At 43.1% G+C, this 23,541-nt stretch carries 21 protein-coding genes; 7 read left to right on the top strand and 14 right to left on the bottom strand.

All coding sequences use genetic code 11. The annotated features are described in order from the left end of the window. Positions 1 to 14 precede the first annotated feature (14 nt). Positions 15 to 485 (bottom strand): TRAP transporter small permease, encoded by a 471-nt coding sequence (locus MP3633_RS06880; protein WP_176334990.1) that lies wholly within the window; start codon positions 483 to 485, stop codon positions 15 to 17. A gap of 216 nt (positions 486 to 701) precedes the next feature. On the opposite strand from MP3633_RS06880, the gene MP3633_RS06875 reads away from it, so the two are divergent. The 6 genes from MP3633_RS06875 (at position 702) to MP3633_RS06850 (ending at position 7,042) form a co-directional block, all read left to right on the top strand. After that, positions 702 to 1,694 (top strand): TRAP transporter substrate-binding protein, encoded by a 993-nt coding sequence (locus tag MP3633_RS06875; RefSeq protein WP_176334989.1) that lies wholly within the window; start codon positions 702 to 704, stop codon positions 1,692 to 1,694. 96 nt (positions 1,695 to 1,790) lie between these two features. Continuing rightward, on the top strand, positions 1,791 to 2,567 hold the full coding sequence (locus MP3633_RS06870) for an FCD domain-containing protein (RefSeq protein ID WP_176334988.1): 777 nt from the start codon (positions 1,791 to 1,793) through the stop codon (positions 2,565 to 2,567). A gap of 379 nt (positions 2,568 to 2,946) precedes the next feature. Next, the gene (locus MP3633_RS06865) at positions 2,947 to 4,230 is read left to right on the top strand and encodes a 2-hydroxycarboxylate transporter family protein (protein WP_176334987.1); all 1,284 of its coding nucleotides are present in this window, start codon (positions 2,947 to 2,949) and stop codon (positions 4,228 to 4,230) included. A gap of 120 nt (positions 4,231 to 4,350) precedes the next feature. Then, entirely contained in the window at positions 4,351 to 5,949 is a 1,599-nt protein-coding gene (locus tag MP3633_RS06860; protein WP_176334986.1) for an ATP-binding protein, read from the top strand. Continuing rightward, the gene (locus MP3633_RS06855) at positions 5,946 to 6,629 is read left to right on the top strand and encodes a response regulator (protein WP_176334985.1); all 684 of its coding nucleotides are present in this window, start codon (positions 5,946 to 5,948) and stop codon (positions 6,627 to 6,629) included. Before MP3633_RS06860 ends, MP3633_RS06855 begins: the two co-directional genes overlap by 4 nt. 71 nt (positions 6,630 to 6,700) lie before the next feature. Further along, the gene (locus tag MP3633_RS06850; protein ID WP_244959891.1) at positions 6,701 to 7,042 is read left to right on the top strand and encodes a nucleoside-diphosphate sugar epimerase/dehydratase; all 342 of its coding nucleotides are present in this window, start codon (positions 6,701 to 6,703) and stop codon (positions 7,040 to 7,042) included. Positions 7,043 to 7,116: 74 nt separating this feature from the next. Here the strand turns inward: MP3633_RS06850 and MP3633_RS18915 are convergent, their stop codons facing one another. The 3 genes from MP3633_RS18915 to MP3633_RS06835 form a co-directional block, all read right to left on the bottom strand. Then, entirely contained in the window at positions 7,117 to 7,587 is a 471-nt protein-coding gene (locus MP3633_RS18915; RefSeq protein WP_217909062.1) for a hypothetical protein, read from the bottom strand. A gap of 95 nt (positions 7,588 to 7,682) precedes the next feature. Then, complete coding sequence (gene lhgO / locus MP3633_RS06840) at positions 7,683 to 8,903, bottom strand: L-2-hydroxyglutarate oxidase (protein WP_176334983.1); 1,221 nt, start codon at positions 8,901 to 8,903, stop codon at positions 7,683 to 7,685. A 117-nt stretch (positions 8,904 to 9,020) separates the two neighbouring features. Further along, entirely contained in the window at positions 9,021 to 10,271 is a 1,251-nt protein-coding gene (locus tag MP3633_RS06835; protein ID WP_176334982.1) for a gallate dioxygenase, read from the bottom strand. Between the two features lie 102 nt (positions 10,272 to 10,373). Between MP3633_RS06835 and MP3633_RS06830 the strand changes: the two genes are divergently transcribed. Next, entirely contained in the window at positions 10,374 to 11,291 is a 918-nt protein-coding gene (locus tag MP3633_RS06830) for a LysR family transcriptional regulator (RefSeq protein ID WP_176334981.1), read from the top strand. On the opposite strand, the gene MP3633_RS19105 is transcribed toward MP3633_RS06830, so the two are convergent. From MP3633_RS19105 to sdhC, 10 genes are all read right to left on the bottom strand, one after another. Beyond that, positions 11,288 to 11,509, bottom strand: a complete 222-nt coding sequence (locus MP3633_RS19105) for a cysteine-rich CWC family protein (protein ID WP_217909061.1) — start codon at positions 11,507 to 11,509, stop codon at positions 11,288 to 11,290. The genes MP3633_RS06830 and MP3633_RS19105 overlap by 4 nt on opposite strands. 94 nt (positions 11,510 to 11,603) lie before the next feature. Beyond that, positions 11,604 to 12,476, bottom strand: a complete 873-nt coding sequence (gene sucD / locus MP3633_RS06820) for a succinate--CoA ligase subunit alpha (RefSeq protein ID WP_112139644.1) — start codon at positions 12,474 to 12,476, stop codon at positions 11,604 to 11,606. Next, positions 12,476 to 13,642 carry an ADP-forming succinate--CoA ligase subunit beta gene (sucC, locus tag MP3633_RS06815; RefSeq protein WP_112139646.1) on the bottom strand — a complete coding sequence of 389 codons (1,167 nt, stop codon included), beginning with the start codon at positions 13,640 to 13,642 and terminating at the stop codon, positions 12,476 to 12,478. The genes sucD and sucC overlap by 1 nt, the downstream gene beginning before the upstream one ends. 90 nt (positions 13,643 to 13,732) lie before the next feature. Then, the gene (lpdA, locus tag MP3633_RS06810) at positions 13,733 to 15,172 is read right to left on the bottom strand and encodes a dihydrolipoyl dehydrogenase (RefSeq protein ID WP_112139648.1); all 1,440 of its coding nucleotides are present in this window, start codon (positions 15,170 to 15,172) and stop codon (positions 13,733 to 13,735) included. 118 nt (positions 15,173 to 15,290) lie between these two features. After that, entirely contained in the window at positions 15,291 to 16,829 is a 1,539-nt protein-coding gene (odhB, locus tag MP3633_RS06805; protein ID WP_176334979.1) for a 2-oxoglutarate dehydrogenase complex dihydrolipoyllysine-residue succinyltransferase, read from the bottom strand. Positions 16,830 to 16,862: 33 nt separating this feature from the next. Continuing rightward, positions 16,863 to 19,700 (bottom strand): 2-oxoglutarate dehydrogenase E1 component, encoded by a 2,838-nt coding sequence (locus MP3633_RS06800; protein ID WP_112139651.1) that lies wholly within the window; start codon positions 19,698 to 19,700, stop codon positions 16,863 to 16,865. 375 nt (positions 19,701 to 20,075) lie between these two features. After that, positions 20,076 to 20,780: a succinate dehydrogenase iron-sulfur subunit gene (locus MP3633_RS06795; protein WP_112139653.1), complete on the bottom strand. Its 705-nt coding sequence runs from the start codon at positions 20,778 to 20,780 to the stop codon at positions 20,076 to 20,078. Positions 20,781 to 20,793: 13 nt separating this feature from the next. Next, entirely contained in the window at positions 20,794 to 22,566 is a 1,773-nt protein-coding gene (gene sdhA / locus MP3633_RS06790; protein ID WP_112139655.1) for a succinate dehydrogenase flavoprotein subunit, read from the bottom strand. 3 nt (positions 22,567 to 22,569) lie between these two features. Beyond that, positions 22,570 to 22,917, bottom strand: coding sequence for a succinate dehydrogenase, hydrophobic membrane anchor protein (gene sdhD / locus MP3633_RS06785; protein WP_112139656.1), 348 nt, complete (start codon positions 22,915 to 22,917; stop codon positions 22,570 to 22,572). Continuing rightward, positions 22,911 to 23,288: a succinate dehydrogenase, cytochrome b556 subunit gene (sdhC, locus tag MP3633_RS06780; protein WP_112139658.1), complete on the bottom strand. Its 378-nt coding sequence runs from the start codon at positions 23,286 to 23,288 to the stop codon at positions 22,911 to 22,913. The genes sdhD and sdhC overlap by 7 nt, the downstream gene beginning before the upstream one ends. Between the last annotated feature and the right edge of the window lie 253 nt (positions 23,289 to 23,541).

Below are 23,541 nucleotides of genomic sequence, written 5' to 3'. Positions count from 1 at the left end.
AGCATCTAACGGATTTAATCTTGAACTGGAGCAAGAAGGTCACGTAAAAGATACAAAATCATGCACCCGCCACTCATTGGGATAGCAGCATAAACCCAACCCATTTGCAGCCCTAAAACAGGAGAAATTTGGCCAACACTGAGTGTTTTCAACATCAGGGATCCTCCGCCAAACACCATCACCACAATGGCAAAAAACAAACCGATTAGTGTAATAGCTATTTGCAAAATGACTTTCTTTCGCCCTTCTAGCACCAGCAACATAAAGTCCATCGCCAAGTGCTTTTTCTTGCCTAAAGTAAATGCGGCACCTAACAAACCGACCCAAATAAATAAAAATCGAGCCAATTCATCTGTTGAGGTACTAGGTGCTCCCAGCACATATCGCGAAAAAACCTGCCAAACCACACATGAAACAAGAACCACCATCAAAGTGACGCAAATAGTAGATAATATGCGGTCTACCACATAAATAAATTTCGTCATTTACCACCTCCAAAAGAGACAAAAAACCTGTAATAGTTTCCACCAATCAACAACATATTGAACCAAACATTAATTTTGGTCAACTAATCAAACATAATTGGTTGACCAAAATTAATGTGCATGCAATTATGCGAACTCATCACGATGCACTTTGCACTCTTTGTTTATCCGAAAACGATAAAATAATATAAAAATATCAAAACGGAGATTTATAAAATGTTAAATATCAAAAATGCCAAGCTACATTTTGCCTCAGCGTTACTTTTAGGCAGCTTGATGGGCGCGTCATCCATCAGTCATGCTGAAACCCTAAAACTGAGCCATAATGGCGATACTAAGTCCCCAATACATAAGGCACTCAAGTTCTTTGCCGATGAAGTAAAAGAAAAATCAGATGGTGAAATACGAGTTCGCGTTTACCCCAATGGTCAGTTAGGCACTCAACGTGAGTCCTTGGAGTTACTACAAACGGGCGCATTGGACATGGCTAAGTCTAACGCCAGCGAGCTTGAGTCGTTCGATCCTGCTTACGGCGCGTTTAACATTCCTTATATTTTTAGAGACCGTGAGCATTTCTACAAAGCATTAGAAAATAACGATATTGGCCAGAAAATCTTACGCTCTTCCGAAAAGTATGGCTTTGTCGGTCTTGCTTATTATGATGGCGGCGCACGTAATTTTTATACAACCAAACCGGTTCGCACGCCTGCTGACTTAAAAGGCATGAAGATTCGAGTCCAACCCAGCCCAAGTGCGATCAAAATGATGCAATTAATGGGCGCATCACCAACACCACTGCCTTTTGGTGAACTTTATACTGCGCTACAGCAAGGTGTCGTTGATGGTGCTGAAAACAATATCGGTGCTGTAACAACATATCGTCATGGCGAAGTGGCTAAGTATTTCAGCCTAGATGGCCACACCATGATTCCAGATGTGCTGGTCATTAGTAGTACATCTTGGGAAGCGCTGTCAGATAAGAAAAAAGCAATATTGGTTGAAGCCGGTAAAGCGTCTACTGCGTACATGAAAAAACTCTGGAGCGAATACACCGATGGCGAACTGAAAAAAGCGTCTAAAATGGGTGTAGAAATTATTAAAGTCGATAAAGACGCTTTTATTAAAGCGGTAGAGCCAATGCATAAAGAAGCATTAGAAAATCCAGCCATTGCACAATATGTTAAAGCAATAAAAGCATTGGACAAATAAGACAAATCGGGCGACTCTTCATTAAGAAACATGTGGAGTTGCCCTATTCTCTAAGTACTATTCCGATGAAAAACTCGCTAAATAAAGTAGAAATCTATGATAAACAAACTTATTAAGCCAAAACGTCTATACCAGGAGGTGGGACTTAATTTATATGAAGAACTTAGACAGGGTAAGTATAAGGTAGGTGACCGCTTACCTCCCGAACGCGACATTGCCGAGCACTTAGGTGTCAGTCGAACGGTTCTCCGTGAAGCCTTAATTATGCTGGAGCTAATGGAACTGGTTGAAGTTCGTAAAGGCAGTGGAATTTATCTAATTAAGCAACCTGAAGACAACACGTCAGCCGATGGGTTTAAAGCATCATTAGACAACGACGATGTTGGTCCTTTTGAAATGATGCAAGCAAGACAGTTGCTTGAAAGTCATGTGGCTGAATTTGCCGCGACCCAAGCCACCAAAAAAGACATCATGAAAATGCGTGATGCATTGGAGCTTGAAAAAAAGAACATTGAAGTACTGGATCATGATCATGCCGCCGATAAACTCTTCCATCTCGCGATTGCAGAAGCGACTCAAAATAGTGTTTTGGTCGATTTGGTTGAAAACCTATGGGAACGCCGCGAAAACAGCCCAATGTGGAAACAACTTCATTCTCATATAACAGACCAAGCATACAGAAAAAAATGGCTGGTTGATCATGAGAACATTCTGCTCGCAATACAGCAGAAAAAACCGGATATCGCACGTATGGCAATGTGGCGCCATTTAGAAAATGTTAAAGATACGTTAATGCTGTTGTCGGAACATCAAGACCCTAATTTTGATGGTTACTTATTTAGCACAAACCCTGTGCAAATTTCCTGCAGCTAATTAATCCACCAGATCCTACATTCGATTTTTAACACAATATAAGCCTTTATTGTTCAATAAAGGCAACTTACTTTTTTCATGCCTCAACCTTGAAAATATTTCCCAAATACGTCATTCCTAACGAAATATCCCACGCAAAAAATCACTGTTACACTCTACACCGATGTTTTTATGCTTTTATATAACAGAATCCCCTCAGACTTTTTGACCGTTGATCATGACAAAAAAACCTGTCTTTGTGCAAAACACCACCAAATTTCACGTTACAAAACTTTCTAAACTGATTTTTAGTTTCATTAAAGGAAAAGTAACTTCCGCTTAGAACGAAGGTTGATAGACTGCGGCGCAAATCAAAACAAACAAAAAAAGAGAGCCTTTAATGATCATTAATGACACCATGACAGTGCGAGATCAACGCACTAGTAAAATCATACTAGCCATTGCCGCTATCACCATTTTATTAGCCACTTTTGCAGGTAAGATGCCAAGCGGGATGATTGGCGCTTTGGGAATCATGGTCATCACTGGCTTCATGCTAAATTACATTGGCGACAGAACACCGGTAATCAATCAGTTTTTCGGTGGTGGTGCCATTGTGGTTATTTTTGGTTCTGCTTACTTATTCCACAGCAATATCTTCCCTTCAAGCGCTGAGCAAAATGTCACCACCTTTATGAAGAGCGGTGGTTTCTTGGCTTTTTATGTGGCCAGTCTTGTGACCGGCTCGATCTTCGGTATGGACACACAAACCCTGAAAAAAGCAGCGCTGAAATACATTCCCGTTATTCTGGGATCGGCTTTCTTTGCCTGTCTTTTCACAGGTTTAATCGGCATGCTAGTCAGTAAAAGTTTTTATGACTCGGTGATGCTTATTGCGCTGCCAATTATGGGCGGCGGCATGGGCGCAGGTGCTGTGCCTTTAGTTGAAATCATGTCAGGCAAAACGGGCATGAACGCAGAAACATTGATGTCTCAAATGGTGCCAGCATTGGCCATCGGTAATGCGATCGCCATTGTAATGGCCGGTTTGCTAAACAAACTAGGACAAGTTGTACCAAGCCTGACAGGTAATGGTCAGCTCATTCGTGGACAAAAAACCATTGAGGAAGAAGATCAATCAACGGCATCACTGAATATCACTACGCTGGGTGTGGGTGCTTTGCTTGCTGTCAGCATGTATTTCATTGGTACTTTGCTATCCAGTGTCATCGACATGCACACTTACGCGCTGATGATCCTGTCTATCGCGTTTATCAAGGTGTCTGGCGTTATGCCAAAGGCGTTAGAACAAGCGGCGCACTCTTGGTACAAGTTTGTTGTTGGTAACTTAACACCTGCCCTTTTGGTTGGTATCGGTGTGGCTTACACGGATCTAAACCAGATTCTAGCGGCACTTTCTCCTATGTATTTCCTACTTGTTCTAATCACTGTGCTTGGCGCCGTATTTGGCGCTGGCTTAATCGGTTGGATGATGGGCTTCTACCCTATCGAAGCGGCCATCACTGGCGGTCTTTGCATGGCAAACATGGGTGGAACAGGTGACGTAGCGGTTCTTGCCGCAAGCAAACGCATGGAACTGATGCCATTCGCACAAATCTCTTCTCGAATCGGTGGCGCTTTCATGTTGATTCTTGCCACGCTGGTGGTTCAAGCTATCGCTTAAATTAAACTGTCGAGTATCAAATAACAGGGAAAAGCCCAATACGGCTTTTCCCTTTCTTTAGCCCTTCCTCTGTATGCTGTATCATTGCACTTCTTATTTTGCATTAGTAATGAAGCGCCAATGACACTCAAGTCTTACCTCGCCTTAATCACGATTTCGACCATCACCATTATTGTTGTCGCCATTGCACTGGTATTTGGCTATTCCTTACAAAATGCCTATTTGGATGCTATCAGTAAACGCGGATTAGAATTAGCCCGTGTGGTTGCCCACGACGATATCGTCATTCGTGCTGTCAAAACGAGTAATCTAGGTCAACCAACCTCATTACAAGATCATATCGAAAACCTACGCAAGCAAACCGACGCGTCTTATATTGTGGTAGTCGATAAAAAAGCGGTTCGACTCAGTCACCCTACCGAGTCGTTGGTAGGAAAAGTATTTATTGGCGACGACATTTACCCAGCACTAAAAGAAGGACACGATTTAACCAGTGTGGCCAAAGGCACGTTAGGCGAAGCCATTCGTAATTTTACGCCAATCAGAGACAACAGCGGTATTATTGGCGCGGTCAGTGTGGGTTATTTATCGCAAACCTCCAGCGAATTAATTCATCAACATTTACGCGAAGCCGGCTTATTAGTCATCTTTGTTTACCTACTCGGTGTCATTATTGCCACCGTTCTTATCGCTAAATTAAAACGCACCTTTTTGTCACTGGAACCGGAAGAAATTGTACAAAGATTCAAAGAACACGAATTGATTTTAGACAGTATTCGCGACGGCATTGTCGCCATTGATCATGAGCAGAACATCACCGCCATTAACAGCATGGCGATTGAATGGCTAACTATGAACGTGCTTAGTTCATCACAGGTGATTAGGAAGCCGCTGAGCGAGCAATCCCAGAGCCTTTCTCATTTTGCACTAGAAGCCAAAGGGCAAATTACACAAAATCGTTTCAATCTAGGGAAATTAGAATTCATTGCCACCTTGTACCCTATAAAAGTTAAAAAAGGCGCGGTAGGTTATGTGATTGTATTTTTCCCCGATCATGGAGAAAAGTCCCTAGAACAAGAACTCACCGCAACAAAAAATTACGCGGATTTATTGCGTGCTAAAACACACGAATACGCCAATCGCTTGAATGTTTTGTCTGGCATGTTACAAGCGGAACATTATGCAGACGCTATCGAATACCTTCAGCAAGAAAGCGATGGTGACCAAGTCGTGCTGAGGCAGATCATAAAAACGATTGAAAACAGTGCCGTTGCAGGCCTTATTTTTGCCAAACACAATAAAGCCAAAGATTTAAAAGTTGCGATGCTAATTGAGAGCGACTGCCAGCTTGGCAGATATCCATCAGAAACCAACGAAGCCTTAGTGACACTCGTCGGTAATTTAATCGACAACGCTTTGCTAGCGGCTTGGTCAAACAGATTGCTGACACCGCCTTTTGTTAAGTTGTATATTAGTGATCGTAACGCCCACATCATGATCCAGATCGAAGACAGCGGTGCGGGCGTGGATGAGAAGCTAGAAAACCGAATATTAGACTTCGGTGTCAGCAGCAAGCACTACACCGAACAACACGGCATTGGGCTATATTTGGTCAAAAAAGTCGTTGATCAATATCGCGGCAGTCTTGATTGGGAACGCAGTGAGGTTAATACCACTGTATTTAGTATTTACTTAGAGAAACGAGCGCTAACAAGATGAATCGCATTCCTGTAATGATAGTGGAAGATGATCTACGTGCTAGCTATGTATTAGAAAGTACCATCAACCAGCACACCGATTTTTACGTTGTAGCCGTCTGTGAAAGCTTACTTGAAGCCGAGCTGAAAGCAGAAGCCTTTGAACCGGAATTGATTATGGTCGATATTTCCCTGCCTGACGGTAATGGCATTGATCTCATAAAATCGTTAAAAAATAATGGTGTTCAGGCTGCTTTCATTATGACGACAGCTGAAAGAGAAGCCACCACCATCGAAAAAGTCATTCAACTTGGCGTCATGGATTACCTTGTTAAACCAATTCGAATGTCTCGCATGCTTCAAGCACTTAATGATTATTTAGACTTTAGAAAACGATTGACCCAAAACGGTAAAATTGATCAGCAAGACATCGATGCACTATTTAGAAAAAATGCGGCTATAGACAACAGTAGAAAAACCCCTAAAGGTATCGATGAACATACACTGGAAAAGCTAACCCAATATATTAATACACTGGATGACTCTTCGTTCACAGCAAAAGACATAGGTGAAGCTGTTAATCTTAGCCGTATAACCGCTAGGCGATACCTTGAGTATTTAGAAGCTCAAGGTCAGGTTTGTATGACACTAGACTACAAAACTGGCGGCAGACCAAAACAACGCTACACGAAAATGGCCTAATTGCTTATATGGTTTTCTATCTTACACGACCATTTAGACAATTATTTAAACGCAGACCCATAGCCAAAAAAGTGATTTTCATTGGTATCGATTACTTGTGCTTCTCATTGTCTAAGTCATTACTCGACAACAACAAATACACTAAACAGCCGATAGAAATCACCGCGTTCATTGATGATGAACCATGGAATAATCGAACTCAGGTAAACGGAGCGACGGTTTTCTCGCCTAGCGAAATTGCCGCGCTGGTGCAAAGAAACCAAGTGGATTTGATTATTCAGATACAAGGAGAGTCAATCGAGATAGCGGATAATATCTGGGAAAATATTGTTAAGACAAATGCAACAATAATCACCTTACAACAAGATCAAGACATGGCCTCAATGCAGCTAAGCGTTTACAACGCCTGCTAGTTCAGCGCCCTTCCTCGTGATAAAAAGATGGGCTAAAACTAAATCTCTAGCCCATCTTTTAGCCCCAATACTCATTAATAAACAGAAGCGGACGCCACTTGCTCAGTCGATAATCCCATTGCTGTTTTCAAAGACTGAGTAGATGACATAGCCATCACAGAGAGCTGATCTGAATAGGTGTCTTTGGGTAATTGAATATCGCTTCGTTGCGCCATCACCGTTTTAAATTTTTCTACATCTATTGAGTCCGGACCGTTTTTGATCGTATTTAATTCGTCTTCGGTTAAGCTTGCCATACCGCCACCTGGTAAATAAATAGCGCCAGTAATAAAGTCCACGCCAAAGGCCACTACACCAGGAACAAAGAAAAACAACAGACCAATTGCGTCGAGTGCCGCCACACCAATATCAATCTGACCATTCGTTTGGCCGCGACGCTCAGGATAAAGCAAGGTACCACACGCTGTCACTTGAGTAATGAGCAGTGCTGCGGCAATGCCTCGCGTAATATAAGTAAATCTTAGATTTTGCTTAAAATTAATCATATTTTGTCCTTATCAGTGTTGATTTCAACAGTACTCTATATCGAAACGGCTAAAGAACACATACCAAGACACCTTTGTTCCACAATGCTTTCAAACTAAACAGACGTTATTTGTTCATCAAGCTTATCAATGATGTACGCACCGATTGGAAAGGCGCTAGTGGCCGCTGGTGAAGGTGCATTACACACATGTAATGTACGAGTGCTCTGTGCAAATAGAAAATCGTGCACCAAACTACCATCATTCATCACGGCTTGAGCGCGAATACCAGCCGGATAAGGCTGCAAATCGTCCAATTCAACTAGGTCGCAATACTTTTGCACTTGCGCTAAATAGCCTGGTTTGTACCAAGAGTTTTTGGTTTCCACCAAACCCGTTCGCCAATGGTTCATCAGCAACTTCCAAAAACCAGGAAAACGCACCATGTCTATAATATCGCGTACATTAATATTGATTCGACCATACCCTTCGCGCTTCCATCCTTGTACTGCGTTTGGCCCAACGGTGACGGATCCGTCTATCATACGAGTCAGGTGAACCCCCAAAAAGGGCAAGTCTGGATCTGGAATGGGATAGATCAGATGGTTCACAATCTGATTGTGTTTTGCAGGTAATTTATAATATTCACCACGAAAAGGAATGATCTGAAAATCCGTTGGAATATTGAGCATTTTGGTCAGTCGATCAGCCATAAGACCACCACAACTCACCAGATAGGAAGTATGGACAACATCGTTACTCAGCGTAATAGCAACACGTTCATGGGTCTCTTCTAAATTCATTACCTGACAGCCTAAACGCAACTCTCCTCCCGCTTTAGTAAACAGCTCAGCAAGTTTCTGGCAAATTTTTCGATAGTTAACTATCCCTGTAGAAGGAACGAATAAGGCTGATACGCCTTTAATATTCGGCTCGCGCTCTTTTAATTGCGCTTGATCCAGTTTATGCACTTCTAAGTTATTTTCTTGGCAACGCAGATACAAAGCTTCCATACGTTCATGTTCAAGCGCATTGGTCGCTACTAGCAACTTGCCACACTCGTCAAATTCTATGTCGTGCTGAAGACAAAATGCTTTGGTTGCTTTCGCTCCTCTTTGACAAAAATCCGCCTTCAAACTGCCCGGTGCATAATACACACCCGCATGAATGACACCGGAGTTATGACCCGTTTGGTGCAATCCTACTTCGGATTCTTTCTCAATAAGTAAAATACGATATTTTGGATAACGCTGAAGCAATTGCCACGCTGTTGATAAGCCAACAATCCCTGCACCAATAACGGCAATGTCAAAATGTTGATTTTGTTCTTCTAACATAAAAACCTCTTATATTTTTTCAACATTATGCACGCTATAGATAGAAAAAAACCAGAGGGGTACTAAGACTCTCTGGTTTCTTATTAGTAAATAAAATAGCTATGGCTTAAGTCAGTGTTATTTTTTGCCTACCGAATACGTCATAGACACTTTACGGCTCGCTTGAAACTGTTCCATTGTCTCCCCTCGCATGCTCGCATAGATCTCTGGATTGGATCTGCCCATAACTGCGGACAACTTTTCTAACCCAAAGAAGATCGCACCGTATTGAATCATCTCAATCCAACGAAGCTCACGAATCATATCTTTCTCTTCTTCCGTCAACTGGCACTCAGTCATCAAGGCTTCTTTAGAAGACAAAAAACGCTCACGGTAAGATGGGTTAGACAGGTTACGTAAGAACAGATTAAAACGGTACGTTTTGTGGCTTTTTTCGAGCGTAAAAGGGTAAGTTCCTTCGAGCTTCTCAAGACCGTCCAATTGATGTGTTAGTTCGGGATCAACGACAACCGCATCAACAGATTCTGTATCTTCATAGATCACAGTCGCAATATTGGTCATCGAGGGTAAATAAGTGCTGCGATGCACTCGATTTACCTTGCTTGACAATGCCCCCCGCATAATCAGCCACATGATCACTTCAGCCCCTTCAAACCCGCCTTTTGTCGCGTAGTCTGCATGCGTTAACTTTGTTAATGCTTCTGGATCGGCTTCCAACGTATCAAGAAATTCATTGTCCCAAGACTCATCGTTAAAACCACAGCGCTCGCCATGAACTTGGTGAGACAAACCGCCAGTTGCAACAATCGCCACACGCATAGCTTCATCAGGAAAGCTTTGAATGGCGTTACGCAATGCTTTACCGAACTGATAACACCGCTTTGCGGTTGGCGCGGGAAACTGCAAAACACCCACTTGAAGAGGAACTACTTTTCCTTTCCACATGTCACCATTAATTTCTGGTGCAATCATCGAAAACGGAGAAAAGAATCCATGATCAAGAGGCTTTTTTTGAAACGTCGCTAAATCAAATTCTGCGTTCATCATAGATTGGGCAATATGTCGCGAAAGCTCTGTATGACCTTGAGCCGCAGGATAATCTCTTGCACCGCCACCTTCGTCTGCGGTTTCATAAGCATCGTCCACCCCCAATGTGAACGGTGAATAATGATCAAAGAAGAAAGACGTGATGTGATCGTTAAAGATTAAAAATAAGACATTCACTTTCTGATCATGAACCCAATTTTGCAACACAGAAAAATCGTCGAAAATTGGTTTCCAAGCAGCGTCCGTGCCTTTATTTGTGTCTTTCGCAAATGCAATTGTCGGTGAATGTGAAGCACCAATGCCGCCAATAATTTTCGCCATTTTTCTTATCCTTATAATTTTTTATAAACACTAGATATGGCGACAGAATACTCATAAACTAAAAAAACAACAATCAAACTAAATAGAACCAATCGTTTCCTTATGAAAACAATATATTCTAGTTTACAGCGTCACCTCAGCGACATCCCTGCTTTTGTTCAGGTGGTTGAAACCAAAAGTATGTCTCAGGCAGCAAAACAATTGGGGGTGTCGAAATCAACCATAAGCAAATCCATCAGTCGCCTAGAAGAAACGCTGTCACTTCGCTTACTGGAAAGAAACTCGAGGAATATTTGGGTGACTGCAGAGGGACAAACGCTTTACCAGCACGCTTGCCAAATCCTCCAACTGGTCAATGAAACAGACACGGCGATTGCAGGGCTGCAAGCAGAGCCGACGGGCAGAGTGAAAATAGCGATCCCAATGGCCTTCTGCCGAGAGTTACTCGCCCCAAAACTCAGCACGTTCCAATCTAGACATCCAAAAATCCAACTGGAAATCATGACAAGTGGGCATTCTCTGGACATATTCCAGTATGAAATAGACATTGCCGTCATTGTTGGCAATCTAGAGAACTCTGAGTTAATCGCTATGCCGCTTTATGCCGGCAAGCTGATGTGGGTAACCACGCCTCAATACCTAACAAAAAATGCCGCCCCAACCACCCTTGAATCCTTACAACAGCACATTATGATGTGTGAAACACGCTATGGAACCAACCGCTTTCCTGTTCAACAGGATTCAGAAAAAGTTCACCTTGATCTTCAAACAAACATTTCACATTGCAACGATCCATTGACCGTTCGCGAGGCATTGCTCTGTGGCAATGGGATATCGTTACTTCCTGAGCAATACTGTTTGAAGCAAATACTATCGGGGGAGTTAATTGAAGTAGCCAAACACATTAAACCAGATATAGGCGCCGCGAAGTTAACGGCACTTTATCCAAGCAGGAAAAATCAAACGCAGCGAATTGAAATCGTTCTGAAATTTTTAAAAGAAATATGTGATGAAATTTAATCGCTTACATTCCTGTTATGACGCAGTTTCACTTCAAATTTCGCGGGGGATTTTTTATATTCCGCAATACAATTCTGACAAACACACTTTTTATTTAGATCGTCACCCTCTAGCAAGTCCAACAAGCCAGTTGGAATACTTTCATTGAAACACCAGCACGCTTGATCCGATGCAACCGCACAAGCATTTCCATCAAGACAAAATGGACACACATTCATGAAAAACACGTCACAGTGAATATCCTTTATTGTAAAAAAAATCCCTGCCGAAGCAGGGATTATACTAATCAGTAATGCTTAAAAAATGACTCGCTTACCAGCCAGTGATTTCTTTAAGACCAGCACCGATATCAGCCAAAGAACGAACCGTTTTCACGCCCGCATCTTCTAGTGCTGCAAATTTCTCATCTGCTGTACCTTTACCGCCAGAGATGATCGCGCCAGCATGACCCATACGCTTACCAGCAGGTGCAGTAACACCAGCGATGTAAGAAACAACAGGCTTAGTCACGTTTGCTTTGATGTAAGCCGCCGCTTCTTCTTCAGCAGTACCACCGATTTCACCGATCATAACAATCGCTTCAGTCTGTGGATCGTTTTGGAACATTTCCAATACGTCGATGAAGTTAGTGCCTGGAATTGGATCACCACCGATACCAACACAAGTAGATTGACCGAAGCCTGCGTCAGTCGTTTGCTTAACCGCTTCATAAGTCAACGTACCAGAACGAGATACAATACCGACTTTACCTGGCATATGGATATGACCAGGCATGATGCCGATTTTACATTCGCCAGGAGTGATAACACCTGGGCAGTTAGGGCCGATCAAACGAACACCTAAAGAATCACACGCTACTTTACAGTCAAGCATATCCAAAGTAGGAATGCCTTCAGTAATACAAACGATGAGTTTGATTCCAGAATTTGCTGCTTCAAGAATAGAATCTTTACAGAAAGGCGCTGGTACGTAAATAACAGTCGCTTCAGCGCCCGTTGCTTCAACCGCTTCTTTTACTGTATTGAAAACAGGTAGGCCTAGGTGAGTTTGACCACCTTTACCAGGTGTAACACCACCGACCATTTTTGTTCCGTATGCAATCGCTTGCTCGGAATGGAAAGTACCCTGTCCGCCAGTGAAACCCTGACAGATAACTTTAGTATCTTTATTAATTAAGATAGACATTATTTGCCCTCCGCAGCTTTAACAACTTGAATAGCTGCATCTTTAAGACTTGTAGCCGCGATGATATCAAGATCAGATTTCGCTAGTACTTCACGACCAAGATCAGCGTTCGTACCTTCTAAACGCACAACAACAGGTACGGTAACACCGACTTGTTCAACTGCACCGATAATACCTTCAGCGATCATGTCACAACGAACGATGCCACCAAAAATGTTAACCAATACGGCTTTAACATTGCTGTCAGAAAGGATGATTTTGAATGCTTCAGCAACACGTTCTTTTGTCGCGCCGCCGCCTACGTCTAGGAAGTTAGCAGGTTTGCCGCCGTGTAGGTTTACGATGTCCATTGTACCCATTGCTAGGCCGGCACCGTTAACCATGCAGCCAACGTTTCCGTCTAGTGCAACGTAGTTAAGTTCCCACTGTGCTGCATGTGCTTCACGCTCATCTTCTTGAGATGGATCGTGGAACTCTTGCATTTTCTTCTGACGGTAAATTGCGTTGCTGTCGATGCCGATTTTGCCATCTAGGCAATGAAGATCACCTTCGTTAGTAATAACAAGAGGGTTGATTTCTAGCAATGCAAAATCGTAGTCGTGGAACATTTGTGACAGACCAAGAAAGATCTTAGTGAACTGTTTGATTTGCGTTGGGTTAAGACCCAATTTAAATGCCAATTCACGAGCTTGGTAAGGTTGAGCGCCAACCAAAGGATCAATGATCGCTTTGTGGATAAGCTCAGGGGTTTCCTCAGCTACTTTCTCAATCTCAACACCGCCTTCAGTAGACGCCATGAAAACAACACGACGAGTAGAACGGTCTACGACTGCACCAAGGTACAATTCATTGGCAATGTCAGTGCAAGATTCAACAAGAATCTTAGCTACTGGCTGACCATGTTCGTCAGTTTGGTAAGTAACGAGATTTTTACCTAACCAGTGTTTTGTGAATGCTGCAATTTCTTCATAAGAATCAACAAGCTTCACACCACCTGCTTTACCGCGACCGCCAGCGTGAACCTGAGCTTTAACCACCCATTTGTCACCACCAATTTTCTTCGCTGCTTCAACTGCCGCTTCCGGCGTGTCTACTGCGTACCCTGTAGATACTGGCAGACCGTATTCAGCAAAAAGCTGTTTAGCCTGATATTCATGTAAGTTCATTTGATTCTTCCGCTCATCTGAATGATTGACATAAGCTCTGCCCGCTAAGACAGACATTACCGGCTTGTAGACCGGCAAATCCAATTTTTATTAACGTTTTTTACGGTTAGCCATATGGATAGCATGACCATTTACCGCTAACGCCGCTTCATGTACTGCTTCACTTACTGTTGGGTGAGCAAATACAGTCAAAGCGATGTCTTCCGCTGTAGAGCCGAACTCCATAGCAATAACCGCTTGTGCGATCAAATCAGCCGCATGACCACCAATAATATGGCAACCTAAAATGCGATCTGTTTCTTCACAAGCAATCATTTTAACAAAACCATCTGTGTCATTTGCTGCCATAGCACGACCAGATGCTGCAAATGGGAATTTACCCACTTTGTATTTAACGCCTTCTGCTTTAAGTTCTTGTTCATTTTTACCAACCCAAGCAAGCTCTGGGTGAGTATAAATAACAGAAGGAATACAGTCGTAGTTCAATTGCGCTTTATGGCCAGCAATAATATCCGCTACCATAACACCTTCTTCAGACGCTTTGTGCGCAAGCATTGGTCCACGTACGATATCACCGATCGCGAAAACACCTGGTACAGAAGTACGGCACTGCTCGTCAACGAAAACAAAACCACGTTCGTCTAATTTGACACCTGAGTCATCAGAGAAACAACCTTCAGTGAAGGGCTTACGACCAACCGCAACAATCAATTTGTCGAATGTTTGTTTTTGCTCTTCGCCTTTCGCATCAAGGTAAGTCACTTCGACTTCTTCACCGTTGATTTGGCTTCCAGTAACACGAGCGCCCAAACGAATATCAAGATTTTGCTTTTTAAAAATCTTAGCCGCTTCTTTCGCTAGGTCTTGATCACAGACACTTAGGAAAGAATCCTGCGCTTCCAATACAACCACTTCAGAACCAAGACGAGCCCATACAGAACCCAACTCTAAACCGATAACACCTGCGCCAATTACGCCTAAACGTTTAGGTATAGCACGGAAATCCAATGCACCTTCGTTATCAACGATGATGTCACCTGTGCGTGGAGCTGGTGGGATGTTTACAGGGATCGAACCGGTTGCCAAAATAACATTTTCAGCATCAATTACTGTAACGGTTCCATCGTGAGCTGTTAGCTCTACTTTCTTGTTTGCTAGAACCTTACCAAAACCTTCAAAGCTAGTTACGCCGTTTGCTTTGAAAAGGCCGGTAATACCGCTGGTCAATTGGTTAACAATTTTGTCTTTACGATCAACCATTGCATCGACGTCGATAGCAACATCGCTCACGCTGATTCCGTGTACGCCGTAAGATTCTTTCGTATCATGATATTTTTGCGAAGAATCCAACAATGCTTTAGAAGGAATACAACCAACGTTCAAACAAGTGCCGCCTAGGCGAGGCTTGTTTTCTTTGTCCAACCATTTTTCAATACATGCCGCTTTCAGACCCAGCTGAGCAGCTCGAATTGCAGCAACATAGCCTCCAGGGCCGCCACCAATTACAACAACATCAAATTTATTAGACATAAGAGGTTCCATTTATTTCAGTCTTACCGAGCAGCGCTTTGTGGGCGCTGCTGCAGAATCAATTCATACTCTAACGTTAGTACGAATACTTAAATTCAAGTACTTAGTTTTTAAACGCTTAGATCTCAAGCAACAAACGCGCAGGATCTTCTAGCAAGTCTTTAATTGTTACCAAGAACTGTACCGCTTCTTTACCATCGATCATACGGTGATCGTAAGACAAGGCTAAGTACATCATTGGCTGGATAACAACCTGACCATTTACAGCCATTGGACGATCTTGGATTTTATGCATGCCCAAGATAGCCGTTTGAGGTGGGTTAATAATTGGCGTAGACATCAAAGAACCAAACGTACCACCATTAGTAATGGTAAAAGTACCACCTTGCATATCATCCATGCCCAACTTGCCATCACGACCACGGATTGCGAAATCCATGATATTAGATTCAATGTCAGCCAAGCCCATTGCTTCTGTATTACGCAATACTGGAACCATCAAGCCACGACTTGTTGATACAGCAACACCGATGTCTTGGTAGCCATGGTAAACCATATCATTTCCATCGATAGAAGCATTCACTGCAGGGAAACGTTTAAGCGCTTCCGTAGCGGCTTTAACAAAGAAAGACATAAAGCCAAGCTTAGTGCCGTTATGAGCCTTGATGAACTCTTCTTTGTATTTCTTACGAAGTTCCATGATTGGACCCATATTAACTTCGTTATAAGTCGTCAATAAGGCTGCTGTTTGCTGAGCTTCAACAAGGCGTTTTGCAATAGTTGCACGCAAGCGAGTCATTGGAACACGTTTTTCAATACGACCATCGGCACCTAATGCAGGCACAGTTGCTGCAGCAGCTGGAGTTGCAGATTTAGCCGCTGGCGCTGCTGGAGTCGATGCTTTTGCTTTCACGGCAGCGTCAACATCTTCTTTTGTGATACGACCACCTTTACCGGTACCCTTAACTTGAGCAGACGTTAGACCCGCTTCAGCCAATGCTTTGCGAGCAGCAGGACCAGCAATACCATCTTCATCATTGTCAGCTGCAACAGGTGCCGCCTCGGCAACTGGTGCCGCTGCGCCAGTTGCACCGACTAAGAAGTTAGCCAGTACTTCATCGCTCAAAATAGTTTCGCCTTCGGCTTTAAGAATATAGCCAATCACACCATCTGCAGGAGCAACAACTTCTAAAACGACTTTGTCTGTTTCAATATCAACAATGTGCTCATCTCGTGAACACGCTTCTCCTGGCTGTTTATGCCATGCGGCAACGGTGCCGTCAGCGACAGATTCAGGGAAAGTTGGTGCTTTAATTTGAACCGTTTCTTTCGCAGAAGCTGCAGGAGCAGCAGACTTAACAGGGGCAGCAGCCGCTGGTGTTGGAGCTGATTTTTCAGCTGGTGCTGCAGATGCCGCTGCCCCAGATTCAAAAATGGCCATTACTTCGTTACTAAGAACGATATCGCCTTCTGCTTTCAATACTTCTTTAAGCACACCATCAGCTGGTGCAACAACTTCTAAGACAACCTTATCTGTCTCGATGTCTACAATGTGCTCATCTCGCGCACAGGCTTCGCCTGGCTGTTTGTACCAAGTAGCAACGGTACCGTCGGCTACAGATTCTGGAAAAATAGGTGCTTTAATTTCAATGCTCATTTTATACCCTTATCTCTTTGACAGGCTATGGTACTAACCAACTAGTGCGTCGTTGACCAGTGCTTCTTGTTCTTCAACATGGATAGACATGTAACCAGCCGCTGGGGCAGCAGACGAAATTCGACCTGCAAAGCGGATTTTCAATTCTGGATACAGTTTTTCCAATACTCGATTCATGCGGTGACGATTGGCATGCCAAGCACCTTGGTTTTTCGGTTCTTCTTGACACCAAACCAAGCTCTCAACATTTTTGTACTGCTCTAACTCAGACTCAAGGTCTGTGTATGGGAACGGGTACAATTGCTCCAAACGAATCACAGCAACATCATCTTTTTGTAGCTCTTCACGACGATTAATTAAGTCGAAATACACTTTACCGCTACAAAGGACAATGCGCTTAACGCTATCCGCCGTAACAGTTTCAGACGATTCTGGTAGGACCGTTTTGAAGCTACCTTCCGCCAAGTCTTCTAATGTCGAAATCGCTTGCTTATGACGCAACAAACTCTTAGGAGACATGATAATAAGCGGACGACGCATTGGTCGAATCGCTTGACGACGAATGATATGGAAAATTTGTGACGGGGTAGTCGGTACACAAACCTGAATATTATATTCAGCACAAAGCTGCAAGAAGCGCTCTAGTCGTGCTGATGAATGCTCAGGGCCTTGACCTTCATAACCGTGTGGCAACAACATGGTCAAACCACACAGGCGACCCCATTTATGCTCACCACTGGTGATAAATTGATCAATTACAACCTGCGCACCGTTGGCAAAGTCACCAAACTGCGCTTCCCAAATAACCAAACCTTTAGGCGACGTGCTTGCATAGCCATATTCGAATGCCAATACCGCTTCTTCTGAAAGGTAAGAGTCATACAGATCCAACGTAGGCTGGTCCTCAGACAAATGTTTCAAAGGGATATAAGTACTGCCATCTTTTTGACTGTGAATCACAGCATGTCGATGTGAGAACGTACCACGACCAGAATCCTGACCAGTAATACGGATCGGATAGCCCTGCTCAAGCAAGGTTGCAAAAGCCAATATTTCCGCGTAACCCCAGTTAAGAGGCAGCGCACCGGCTGTCATTTTATCCCGATCTTGATAAATTTTCTGAACTTGGCGCTGAATAACAATACCATCAGGCACACTTGTTAATTTCTTAGCGATACTCTGTAGTTGAGACAATGGAAATGTTGTGTCTCCAGCATCGGTCCATTCAACACCAATGTATGGCTTCCAATCAACAAATGAGCCAGTCTGAGATTCAAGAACAAGACTTTTCGCAACATGTCGAGCATTGTCTAAATCATCTCGATTTTCGATAACCATTTGATCAGATTTTTCTTGCGTGACAACAGACTCACCCACTAAACGCTCTGAATAGAGAGTACGTGTTGTTTTTAGCTTGCTAATCACACTGTACATTAACGGCTGTGTACCAGAAGGCTCATCTGTTTCATTGTGACCACGACGACGGTAACAAACCATATCAATCACAACATCACGACCAAACTCGTAACGGTAGTCTAATGCTAATTGAGTAACAAACAAGACAGCTTCTGGATCATCACCATTAACATGAAAGATAGGCGCTTGAATGATTTTAGCAACATCGGTTGCGTATTCAGTAGAGCGTGAATCTTCTTGGCGGTTAGTCGTAAAACCAACCTGATTGTTAATGACAATATGCACTGTTCCGCCAGTACGATAGGCGCGAGTTTGAGACATCTGGAATGTCTCCATAACCACACCTTGACCTGCAAATGCCGCATCACCGTGGATTGAGATAGGAACAACCGTTTTACCCGACGTGTCTTTACGACGATCTTGACGAGCACGAACTGAACCTTCAACAACTGGCGAAACGATCTCCAAATGCGATGGGTTAAATGATAGCGCTATATGAACCTCACCCCCCGCTGTTATCACATTTGAAGAAAAACCTTGGTGGTATTTAACATCTCCAGACGTATTAACAAGTTTCTTACCTTCAAACTCATCAAATAAATCTTTCGGGTTTTTGCCTAACGTATTTATTAATACATTTAGACGACCACGGTGAGCCATACCAATAACAACTTCTTTTGCACCCAGTGCACCAGAACGCTGGATCAGCTCATTCACCATTGGAATCAAACTCTCAGCACCTTCAAGGCCAAAACGTTTTGCTCCTGGATAACGACTAGCAAGATACTTCTCTAGCCCTTCCGCTGCAGTTAAACGCTCAAGTAGGCTTTCACGGGTTTCTTGAGAATATTCTGGATGAGAACGAACAGATTCGACACGCTGTTGAAGCCACGCTTTTTCTTGCGTATCAACAATGTGCATAAATTCATAACCTATGCTTTCGCAATAAGTTTTTTCAAGCTCAGATATAATTTCACTTAGCTTTAGCGATTCTTTATTAAAAAACAAAGAGCCAACATTAAACTTTGTGTCTAAATCTGCGCCTGTCAATTGATGATAACCAATATCTAAATCCGCAACTTTCTCACGTTTTTGTAATCCAAGCGGATCAAGTGTTGCATGTTGATGCCCACGAACGCGATAAGCATTAATCAACTGCAAAACATTAATTTGTTTCTGCTCATGGTCAGAACTTGCTACTTGGCCTGAAGAAACAGGCATAGAGCGGAATTTGTTCTTACCAATCTGTAGAAATTGCTCCTGAATCACGGAATGAGGAAGATCCGTTGATTGCGCTTCGCTTACACGAGGCAATTGATCAAAACATTTACGCCATTCTTCCGACACAGAGTTCGGATCGACGAGATAGCTTTCAAACAACCCTTCAACATATTCCAAGTTTCCACCTGAAAAATGAGAGGTGCTCCACAGCAACTCCATTAAACTTTCGTGCATTCTCGATCACCCTTATGTTCGAGCCAGCTACCGGGGTCCCGGTATCAACCTATGATTTTGGTCGATCATTTTATCAGGCCCGTAAGGCTATTAAAGCCTCGATTTTTTGTTTATTTCCAGCTACTTTCGCCCTTTTACGTTCAATACTCAGCCACTAAGAACGATCTATTTAAATAAATAAAACATTCTGAATCCATTATCACAAAGTCAGTGGCTTTTCTTAGCGCGTCCGTGCTCGTAAAGATCGAATTTTAAATTCTTTTTGTTGCATTCTCTACATGAGAATATGCAAAAATGGCGGCATTGAATCAATATTCAAGCCGCCGACTTTTGGTGGTCACAATAAAGTAATATTAAGGACCACTAGGAGCATTATTAAGTCGCTCTCTGCAAAAGCATAGTACGTATATTACCAATTGCCTTAGTTGGATTTAGCCCTTTAGGACAAACGCTCACACAGTTCATGATACCGTGGCAACGAAAGACACTAAATGGATCATCTAAGTCGCTAAGACGTTCTTGCGTTGCCGTATCACGACTATCCGCTAAGAAACGGTATGCTTGTAACAATCCAGCTGGGCCAACAAACTTATCTGGGTTCCACCAGAAAGATGGGCACGCCGTTGAACAACAAGCACATAAAATACATTCATAAAGCCCATCAAGCTTTTCACGCTCTTCAGGGCTTTGCAAGCGTTCAATTGCTGGTGCAGGCGTATCGTTGATCAAGAACGGGCGGATCTTTTCATATTGTTTATAAAACTGCCCCATATCAACAACAAGATCACGAACCACCGGCAAACCAGGAAGCGGACGCAGTATCAACTTACCTTTTTTGAGTGCTTCAGATACGGGCATAATACAAGCTAAGCCGTTCTTGCCAGACATATTCATACCATCAGAACCACACACACCTTCACGGCATGAGCGGCGGTACGAAATACTAGGATCTTGAGCTTTCAACAAGTTCAAGACATCAAGCACCATCAAATCCTTACCTTCTGGCAACTCAATATTATAATCCTGCATGTAAGGAGCGTCGTCCTTTTCAGGGTTGTAGCGATAAATACTAACTAACATACTGAATTACTCCTTAGTATGAACGAATCATAGGTGGAAAAGCTTCCATTGTCTTCGGCTTAAAGTTCACATCACGCTTAGTGACCGACTTGTCCGCAGGATGGAACAGAGAATGTTTCAACCAGTTTTCATCGTCACGTTCAGTAAAATCGTTACGAGCATGAGCGCCACGGCTTTCCTTACGGAATTCAGCAGGGATAGCGGTCGCCTCAGCAACTTCCAAGAGGTTTTCAAGCTCAAGCGCTTCAATACGTGCTGTATTAAACGCCTGACTTTTATCTTCAAGGTGCAAGTTTTCAACACGTGCACGAATTTCTTTTAACTGAGCCAGACCTTTTTGCATTGCTTCGCCATCGCGGAATACACCAAAGTAAAGCTGCATAACACTTTGTAAATCATCACGAACTTGAGCAACACTTTCACCACCAGTCGTATTGTTTAGACGATTCAAACGCACCATCGCCTTTTCAACATTTGCACTGTCAGCATCTAGCAATTCAAAACCTTCATCCAAAGATTTTTTAACCTGAAGACCAACAGCTCGACCGAATACAACCAAATCAAGCAATGAGTTACCGCCGAGGCGATTTGCACCATGAACAGATACACAAGCGGCTTCACCACATGCATAAAGACCACCGATAATAATATCTTCACCGGCTTCGTTTTGCTTAAGTGCCTGCCCACCAATATTGGTTGGAATACCACCCATCATATAATGACAAGTAGGAATAACAGGAATCGGTTCTTTCACTGGATCAACGTGAGCAAAAGTACGAGACAACTCAAGGATACCTGGAAGACGTTGATTCAACGTTTCTTCACCCAAGTGATCTAATTTAAGCAATACGTGATCGCCTTTAGGACCACAACCACGACCTTCTAGGATTTCAAGAACCATAGAACGAGCAACAACGTCACGCCCAGCAAGATCTTTTGCGTTTGGCGCATAGCGCTCCATGAAACGTTCGCCGTCTTTATTGATCAGGTAACCACCTTCACCACGACAACCTTCTGTAACAAGCGTACCGGCACCGTATATACCCGTTGGGTGAAACTGCCACATTTCCATATCCTGCATTGGGTAGCCAGCACGTAACGCCATGCCGACACCGTCACCGGTATTGATATGAGCATTGGTTGTCGATTGGAAAATACGACCTGCGCCACCCGTTGCGATAACCGTTGCTTTCGCCTTAAGGTAAACCGTTTCGCCAGTTTCGATACAGATGGCAATAACACCAACAACATCGTCTTCGTTATTTTTTACTAAATCCGTCGCATACCATTCATTAAGGAATGTTGTGCCACCTTTGAGGTTACCTTGGTAAAGTGTATGTAAAAGCGCATGACCTGTTCTGTCTGCTGCAGCACAAGTACGAGCAGCCTGACCACCTTTACCAAAATCTTTAGACTGACCACCGAATGGACGCTGATAAATACGTCCTTGCTCTGTACGCGAAAATGGCAACCCCATATGCTCTAGTTCAAAAACCGCTTGAGGTCCAACAGAACACATATATTCAATAGCGTCTTGATCACCAATATAATCCGACCCCTTCACAGAGTCATACATATGCCAACGCCAATCATCATTTGGATCATCACTTGCAATCGCACAAGTAATGCCACCTTGAGCAGATACAGTGTGTGAACGAGTCGGGAACACCTTAGTAACACATGCGGTATTCAAACCCGATTCTGTTAACTGTAGTGCGGCGCGCATACCTGCGCCACCACCACCGATAACAATGGCATCAAAAGATATAGTACGAATATTTGCCATTATTTATAGCCCCCAAAGAACCTGAACACCCCATACGACGTAAACAAACATTGTTAAGCCGCATAGAGATTGAAAGAAGAAACGAAGACCAGTTGCTTTTATATAGTCAGTAGAAATTGACCACAAGCCAATCCAAGAATGAATACCAATGGATAAAAGCACCATCAAACTAAAAATCCGCATCCATGTTGCTTCAAATAAACCACTCCACTGATCGTATGTAAGATCAGGATTAAGCAACAAGTAACCAATAATGAAGACTGTGTACAAAGACAATACAACAGCAGAGACTCGCTGCATCATCCAATCGTAAAGGCCCGAACGACCAAAACTTGTAATTTGAGTTACCATATCCACACTCCTGCTAACACGATTAGAACAGCAGCAATCACAAGATTTGCGACAGCAGCACTACGCCCACTTTCCAGCTCTTCAAAGTGCCCCAAATCCATAAACAAGTGTTTCACACCTGCTACAAAATGGTACATCAGCGCAGAAACAACACCCCAGATGATAAACTTCGCGAGGAAGCTAGTTTGTAGCGCATTAACTACCTGATCAAACCCCTCTTGAGACTCCAAAGAAAGATCGAATGCATAAAACAAGAAAGCCAATCCCACAAAGAGGATGATTCCTGTTATACGATGAAGAATAGACACGATTGCCGTGACGGGCATCGATATCGTTGAAATATCAAGGTTGACTGGTCTTTTTTTGTTCACGACTTTTTACACCACTTTATTGATTGAATGGTCAATCACGACCCAATGTCTATACGTAACCACACTCGTTGCTGGATCAGAGTAATATAACCACGTCATAGGCCTGCTTGGAAAATCCCATCGATTTGCAAACAAATGTTTAAAAGCGACTCTCTTTTATCCACTAGCATCAACAAATCAATGAAATCGTCTGAGGCGCAATTATAGACCAGCGAAAAATACTAAGACAAATAGACTAGACAAGAGGTTTTCA

The sequence above is a fragment of the Marinomonas primoryensis genome, from assembly GCF_013372285.1.
Taxonomy (GTDB): Bacteria; Pseudomonadota; Gammaproteobacteria; order Pseudomonadales; family Marinomonadaceae; genus Marinomonas; species Marinomonas primoryensis.
The sequence above is the reverse complement of the archived record's forward strand: the minus strand, read 5'-3'. Positions and strand labels throughout refer to the sequence as shown.